At 60.7% G+C, this 6,651-nt stretch carries 7 protein-coding genes and 1 pseudogene (1 of these 8 running past the window's edge); 1 reads left to right on the forward strand and 7 read right to left on the reverse strand.

Features of this window, described 5'->3' with window-relative positions; all coding sequences use genetic code 11:
* From ALO64_RS00420 to ALO64_RS00445, 6 genes and pseudogenes are all read right to left on the reverse strand, one after another.
* Positions 1–69 (reverse strand): annotated as a pseudogene (locus tag ALO64_RS00420) (NAD(P)/FAD-dependent oxidoreductase) (it extends 1,103 nt beyond the left edge of the window).
* Positions 66–1,457: an NAD(P)/FAD-dependent oxidoreductase gene (locus tag ALO64_RS00425; protein ID WP_044344993.1), complete on the reverse strand. Its 1,392-nt coding sequence runs from the start codon at positions 1,455–1,457 to the stop codon at positions 66–68. The pseudogene ALO64_RS00420 and the gene ALO64_RS00425 overlap by 4 nt, the downstream one beginning before the upstream one ends.
* On the reverse strand, positions 1,454–1,744 hold the full coding sequence (locus ALO64_RS00430) for a (2Fe-2S)-binding protein (RefSeq protein ID WP_002553787.1): 291 nt from the start codon (positions 1,742–1,744) through the stop codon (positions 1,454–1,456). The genes ALO64_RS00425 and ALO64_RS00430 overlap by 4 nt, the downstream gene beginning before the upstream one ends.
* Positions 1,745–1,761: 17 nt before the next feature.
* Positions 1,762–2,556 carry an ABC transporter permease gene (locus ALO64_RS00435; protein WP_005734602.1) on the reverse strand — a complete coding sequence of 265 codons (795 nt, stop codon included), beginning with the start codon at positions 2,554–2,556 and terminating at the stop codon, positions 1,762–1,764.
* A gap of 3 nt (positions 2,557–2,559) precedes the next feature.
* The gene (locus ALO64_RS00440) at positions 2,560–3,432 is read right to left on the reverse strand and encodes an ABC transporter permease (RefSeq protein ID WP_044344992.1); all 873 of its coding nucleotides are present in this window, start codon (positions 3,430–3,432) and stop codon (positions 2,560–2,562) included.
* A complete protein-coding gene (locus ALO64_RS00445) occupies positions 3,429–4,457 on the reverse strand; it encodes an ABC transporter ATP-binding protein (RefSeq protein WP_044344991.1) in 1,029 nt (342 codons plus the stop codon). Before ALO64_RS00445 ends, ALO64_RS00440 begins: the two co-directional genes overlap by 4 nt.
* A gap of 241 nt (positions 4,458–4,698) precedes the next feature.
* Here ALO64_RS00445 and ALO64_RS00450 point away from each other — a divergent pair, with 241 nt between their 5' ends.
* A complete protein-coding gene (locus tag ALO64_RS00450; protein ID WP_044344990.1) occupies positions 4,699–5,538 on the forward strand; it encodes an IclR family transcriptional regulator in 840 nt (279 codons plus the stop codon).
* A gap of 14 nt (positions 5,539–5,552) precedes the next feature.
* Here the strand turns inward: ALO64_RS00450 and ALO64_RS00455 are convergent, their stop codons facing one another.
* Positions 5,553–6,602: a methyl-accepting chemotaxis protein gene (locus tag ALO64_RS00455; RefSeq protein WP_375233384.1), complete on the reverse strand. Its 1,050-nt coding sequence runs from the start codon at positions 6,600–6,602 to the stop codon at positions 5,553–5,555.
* Positions 6,603–6,651: the final 49 nt, after the last annotated feature.

Consider the following 6,651-nt stretch of genomic DNA (forward strand, 5'->3'; position numbering starts at 1 on the left):
GAAGGCTGCCGAGGCGCCGACAATGCCGCCGCCGATGACAATCGCATCGCTTTCAATCAGCGTGCTCATGGTTGTGTCTCCGCTGATTGCTTGTCCACGGGCAGCATCTCCAGGCCGAACGGCAATGGCTTGATCGGAGCCTGGCCGCGTAGACGGCCGACCTGCTCAACTGGCCGGCCGCTCTCGCGGGCGATGATCTCGGCGGCTGCCAGGCCGCACATCCGGCCCTGACAGCGGCCCATACCGACCCGGCACATGGCCTTGACCCGGTTGATCTCCCAATGGCCGCCCTGCACGGTGGTACGAATATCGCCCGCAGAGACTTCTTCACAGCGGCACACCAGCGTGTCATCCGCTACATTGGCAGCCCAGTCTTCGGGGAACGGGAAAGCGGTTTCCAGCCCGTGGCGGAAGCGTTCGATGCGTTGCAGTGCGGTTTGCAGGTCACTGATACGCACGGCGTCGACGGTGACACCGCTGTCTTGCAGCAGCCCGAGCGCGGCCAGTTTTCCGGCCATTTCCGCCGCGTCTGCGCCCATGATTCCAGCACCGTCGCCTGCCAGATACACGTCTGGCACACTGCTGCGCCCACAGTCATCCCGGCTGGGCAGCCACGCTCGGTTAAGCGGGCTCCAACCGAATTCACAGCCGAGCAGGTCGGCCAGTTGTGTCTCGCTGCGCAGCGCATGGGCAAAGGCTACTGCGTCGCAGGCCAGGTGGCCTGATTGGCCGTTGCGTTGCCAGTGAATGCCGTCTACGCGCTTGTCACCGTTGATGCGTGTGAGGTGTGCGCCCTGGTGCACGGGAATGTTATGCGCACTCAGCCACGCGCGGTAATACAGGCCCTTGGCAAGGGTTGCCGGTTGGCCGAGCAGCGCAGGCAGCGCCTTGCATTGGGCTGAAAACGGCGCGCTGTCGAGCACCGCCAGCACGTTCGCGCCAGCCTTGGCATATTGATAGGCGACCAGATACAGCAAGGGGCCGCTGCCGCAAAACACCACGCGTTCGCCAATCGCACAACCTTGATATTTAAGTGCGATCTGCGCTGCACCCAGGCTATACACGCCGGGCAGTGTCCAGCCGGGCACTGGCAGAATGCGGTCGGTGGCACCTGTGGCGACAATCAGTCGGGTGAAATCCAGGGTTGCGACTGTTCCGTTGTGCAGGGTATCGAGTTGATTGCCTTCGACGTTCCACACCAGCGTCTGCGGTCGGTAGTCGATCTGTGTTGTCAGTGCATCGAGTGCCTGATGCAGCGCAACGGCCCTGCCGCTTTCAAAGCCGTAAAGCGCCTTGGCCGAACGCTGGAAATTCTCTGGCTGGCGGCGATAGATCTGCCCGCCGCCGCGCAGACCTTCGTCGATCAGGCAGGCTTTGACACCGTGCTCCAGCAGCGTCTGGGCAGCGCGAATCCCGGCTGGGCCGGCGCCGATAATGGCAACGCGGTCTTTGCTCATGGCCGCCGCCCCGGTTCACGAATAATCGCCTGGCCAGCTTCCAGCAGCGTCGAACAGGCACGCACTCGCTGGCCGTTGCCGAGTCTTACCCAGCAGTCCTGGCAGGCGCCCATCATGCAGAACCCGGCGCGCGGCTCGGCACTGAAGTCACTGCCGCGCAGGTGCTCACTGGCGGTCAATACCGCAGTCAGCACGGTGTCGCCCAACAGACCATTGGCCGGTTGCCCATCGAGGGTGAAGGGCAGAACGGGGCGATCATGTTCAGCCAGTCGTTTCAGCAATGCCATAACGTGAAAGCTCCGGATCAGTGTTTGCCGACCAGCACGCGATCCAGCCCATAGACCCGGTCGAGCAGGATCATGGTGGCGGCGGTGAGGGCGATGACCAGTGCCGATACGGCAGCCATCATCGGGTCGATGGATTCGGTGGCGTAAACGTACATGCGCACCGGCAGGGTCTGGGTAGCAGGCGAGGTGACGAAGATCGACAGCGTGACTTCATCGAAGCTGTTGATGAACGCCAGCAACCAGCCGCCTGCCACGCCGGGCAGGATCATCGGCAGGGTGATCTGCCGAAACAGGGTGAAACGGTTGGCCCCCAATGACTCGGCGGCGTGTTCGGCGCTGCGGTCGATACCGATCGCCGCCGCCAGCACCAGACGCAGTACGTAAGGCGTGATGACCAGCACGTGGGCGAAGATCAGCCAGGTGAAGCTGCCGTTTACGCCCATCAGCGCAAACAGGCGCAGCATCGCCACCCCCAGCACCAGGTGCGGAATGATGATCGGCGAAAGAAACAGCGCATTGAAAAAGTTGCGGCCCGGAAATGTATGGCGGGTGATCGCCAGCGCAGCAGGCACCGCGATCAACGTCGCCAGCGTTGCGGACACAAACGCCAGAATCAGGCTGTTGTAGAACGAGTCGATAAAGTCGGCGCGTTCGAACACCGCCTTGAACCAGCGCAGCGAGAAGTCGGTAGTGGGCAGGCTCAGGGTGTTTTCCGGGGTAAACGCCACCAGGCACACCACTACCAGCGGGGCCATCATGAAGATCACTACCAGCGCATGAAACGACAGGGCCAAAGGACCGTTCTTGGACATGGATCATTCCCCCAGAGTTTTTTTGTAACGACCTTCGATCATGCGGTTCCAGGACAGCATGACCAGCATGTTGACCAGCAGCAGCGCCACCGCCAGGGTCGCGCCCATCGGCCAGTTGAGCTCCGAGAGGTACTGGTCGTAGATCACCGTGGCGACCATCTTCAAACGTCGACCACCGAGCAGGCCGGGAATGGCAAACGAACTGGCGGCCAGGCCAAAGACAATCAGTGAGCCGGACAGCACGCCCGGCATGACCTGTGGCAGGACGATCAGGCGCATGACTTTCGCCTGACTGGCACCCAGCGACAGCGCGGTCTGTTCGGCGGTGGGGTCGAGCTTTTGCAACGAGGTCCAGACCGGAATGATCATGAACGGCAACATGACGTGGACCAGCGCGATGATTACGGCAAACGGGGTGTACAGCAGTTTCACCGGGCGACCGCCCATGAACTGGATAGCCTGGTTGATCAGACCGTCCGCCCCCAACAGAAGGCTCCAGCCGAAGGCCCGGACCACCACCGAGATCAGCAGCGGCGTGAGGATCAGAATCAGAAAGATCGAGCGCCACGGTGTGCCCATGCGGCTCAGAATGTAGGCCTCCGGCACACCGATCAGCACGCAGAGCAACGTCACCAGCGCGCTGATCCAGAAGGTGCGCAGGAAGATTTCATAGAAATACGAATCGGTGACCACGGCCGTGTAATTGGCCAGCGTATAGCTGTCGCTTTTCACCCCGACCTGATAGTCGAACACGTTGAATGACAGCAGCAGCGTCAGGCCCAGCGGCAGCACCAGCAAGCCGATATATAACGCCAGTGCCGGGGCTGACAGCCAATAACCGCGGCCACCCTGACGCATTTCGCTCATCAGGCTCATGCGCGCACCTCGTCGGCGTCCAGTGCACGCAGCAATTCGGCTGGCCAATCGATGCCGACCGCAGCACCTTGTTCCAGCGGTGCCTGGCCGTCGTTGCGACGCACTACGGTTATTTCGCCGATGCCGGTCTGGATGCGATACAGCCACTGGCTGCCGAGAAAATAACGCGTGACGATACGCCCTGACAGCTTTCCGCAGCCGGGTTCGACCAGATCAATTTTCTCTGGACGCAGGCTGAGTGTCAGCGTGCCATCGCCGGGTAGCAGACGGATCTGCGGGTTGCCGCTGCTGTCCGGGTCGCCCTGCAACATATTGGCTTTGCCGACAAACCCCGAGATAAAGCGCGTACGTGGGTGCTCGTAGAGTGTGTAGGGCTCGTCGATCTGCGTGATCCGTCCGGCCTGCATCACCACCACCCGATCACTGATCGACAGGGCTTCGGCCTGATCGTGGGTAACCATCAACGTGGTGATGCCGACTTCGTTCTGAATACGGCGAATTTCGAACTGCATCTCTTCGCGCAGGTTGGCGTCAAGGTTGGACAGCGGTTCATCCAGAAGCAGCACCGGCGGCTCGATCACCAGTGCTCTGGCCAGCGCGACCCGCTGCCGTTGCCCGCCAGACAACTCGCGCGGGTAGCGCTCGGCATGCTGACCGAGACGAACCAGTTCCAGCACCCGTGTGACACGCTGTTGCAACTCGGCAGCAGGCACCTTGCGCATGCGCAGGCCAAACGCAACGTTGTTGGCCACGGTCATGTGCGGAAACAATGCATAGCTCTGAAATACAACGCCCAGACCCCGACTGCTGGGCTTGGCGTGGGTAATGTCGCGGCCGTCGAGCACGATGCGCCCGTCACTGACTTCAACGAAGCCGGCGATCATTTGCAGAGTGGTGGTCTTGCCGCAGCCGGAAGGGCCGAGCAGTGAAACGAATTCGCCCTTGTCGACGGCCAGGTTGGTGGCAACGACCGCGTCAATAGAGCCGTAGCGTTTGGAGAGACCTTCGAGCTGCAGAAATGCCATGCCTGCTTCCACCTGTGTGCATGCGCGCCGAAGCACGCGTTTGTCATGGGCAGATGCGAAATGAAGTCATGCAGTTCTGTGGACGTTGGTGCTCGCTCTGAGTCGGCTACCGATGATTGTTCAAATCGCCCCTGTGGACTGAGAGTAGGTCGAAGGCTAGGATGGGCTCAACAAGGAATTTCACTGAATAACATCTTTCTTCGAATTAATTCTTTTAGTGGAAAAATAGCGAGCTATATTCATGAATAATTCCACTGATCGGAATACTGATTCTGCGCAAGTGGGCGTCAGCGCGGTGTCGCGTCTGTTCGCCGTATTGCGTTGCCTGGGCGATTGCGACGAGGGCGGCGAGCGGGTCACACAACTCGCCCAGCGTGTCGGGCTCTCACAACCCACCACGCACCGCTTGCTGCGCAGCCTGATGGATGAGGGCATGGTCGAGCAGGACCTGCTCAGCAAGCGCTATCGGTTGAGCATCGAATTCTTTGCGCTGGCCGCCAAGGCGGGCAACACCGGCAATCTGCGCGACGTGGTACGCCCCAGTCTGTTACGCCTGTCTGCATCGCTGGGCGACTCGCTGTTTCTGCTGGCACGCAGTGGCTTTGACGCGATCTGTCTGGACCGCAGTGAGGGCCCGTACCCGATTCGCACGTTCACCGGCGACATTGGTGGCCGTGTTGCGTTGGGCGTGGGGCAGGGCAGTCTGGCGATTCTCGCGTTTCTTCCCGAGGACGAGCGGGAAACGGTGATTGCCTACAACCTGCCACGGCTCAAGGATTTTCACCTGTACGACGAGGTGTTTCTGCGTTCAGAGGTCGAAAACGTGCGCCGCCTCGGCTACGCCGGCCGCAACACCGGCGCGTTACCGGGCATGGCCGGGCTGGCCGTGCCGATCCTGGACCGCAGCGGCCGTGCAGTGGCGGCGCTCAGCGTGGCGACTATCTCCGACCGCTTGGGGCCTGACCGCCTGATGACCGTGGTAGAACTGCTCAAGCGTGAAGCCACGGCCATCAGTGCCAGAATCAATCCCTTCGATCCTTCGCTGCGACGGCCCAGTCAGGTATTTGGGCTGGCGGAGTAAAGGAGAGGTCCGTTTCAGATTGAAAACTTCGACACCATACGGTTGAGATCCACAGCCAGGCGAGACAGCTCCTGGCTGGCAGTGGAGGTCTGGCTGGAAGCCGAAGAGCTCTGCGCCGACAGATCGCGAATGCTCACCAGGTTCTCGTCGACCGACCGCGCAACATGCGCTTGCTGTTCAGAGGCTGTCGCAATCATCAGGTTGCGTTCATTGATATGACTGATCGACGCGGTGATGTCCTTGATCGCAATCCCGGCCTGCTGGGCGATCAGCAAGGTGGCGTCGGTTTCCGCATTGCTCTGCTTCATCGACTGGACGGCTTCATTGGAGTTCTTCTGAATACCCTGGATCATCTGTTCTATTTCCTGGGTAGACGTCTGCGTGCGATGTGCCAACGCCCTGACCTCATCGGCAACCACCGCAAACCCACGGCCCTGTTCGCCAGCCCGCGCCGCTTCGATGGCGGCGTTGAGCGCCAGCAGGTTGGTCTGTTCGGCGATGGCGCGAATCACGTCCACAACCTTGGCGATGCTTTGAGCCTGATTGGCGAGGCCTTCTACTTCTGTGCCGGTTCTGTCCACGGTGTGACTGAGCTTTTCCAGCGCAGTGATGGTCTGGCCGACGCAATCCTGGCCAGTCTGCGCGGATTTTTCACAGGCCTGGGTAGAGGAAGAGGCCGCAACAGCGTTGCGTGCGACCTCTTCGATGGCGGCTGTCATCTGGTTGACCGCCGTGGCCGCCTGCTCGGTTTCCTGGGTCTGACGCTGCATGCCCTGTGTGGAATCCTGTGTGATCGAGCTCATTTCTTCGGCGGCCGAGGCGAGCAGGCCTGAGGCATCGGAAATATGCTGAATGGTGCCCTTGAGGTTAGAGAGCATCGCTGCGCTGGCTTTTTGCAGTTCGGTCAGCTCGTCTGCCCCGTTGATTTCGACAGTCGTGCGCAGATCACCTTCGGCGATCCGTCGTGTGGAGTCGAGTAGCGCCTTGACCGGCTTTGCAATGCTGCGCGTAAATAAGGTGGCAACAATCAACGTAATAATGATGGCGAGAATAATCAGCGTCATGGTCACGGTCAGCCCGCTCTGATAATTCCTGTTAGGAGGGTGTAGACAA

The sequence above is a fragment of the Pseudomonas meliae genome, assembly GCF_001400515.1.
Taxonomy (GTDB): domain Bacteria; phylum Pseudomonadota; class Gammaproteobacteria; order Pseudomonadales; family Pseudomonadaceae; genus Aquipseudomonas; species Aquipseudomonas amygdali.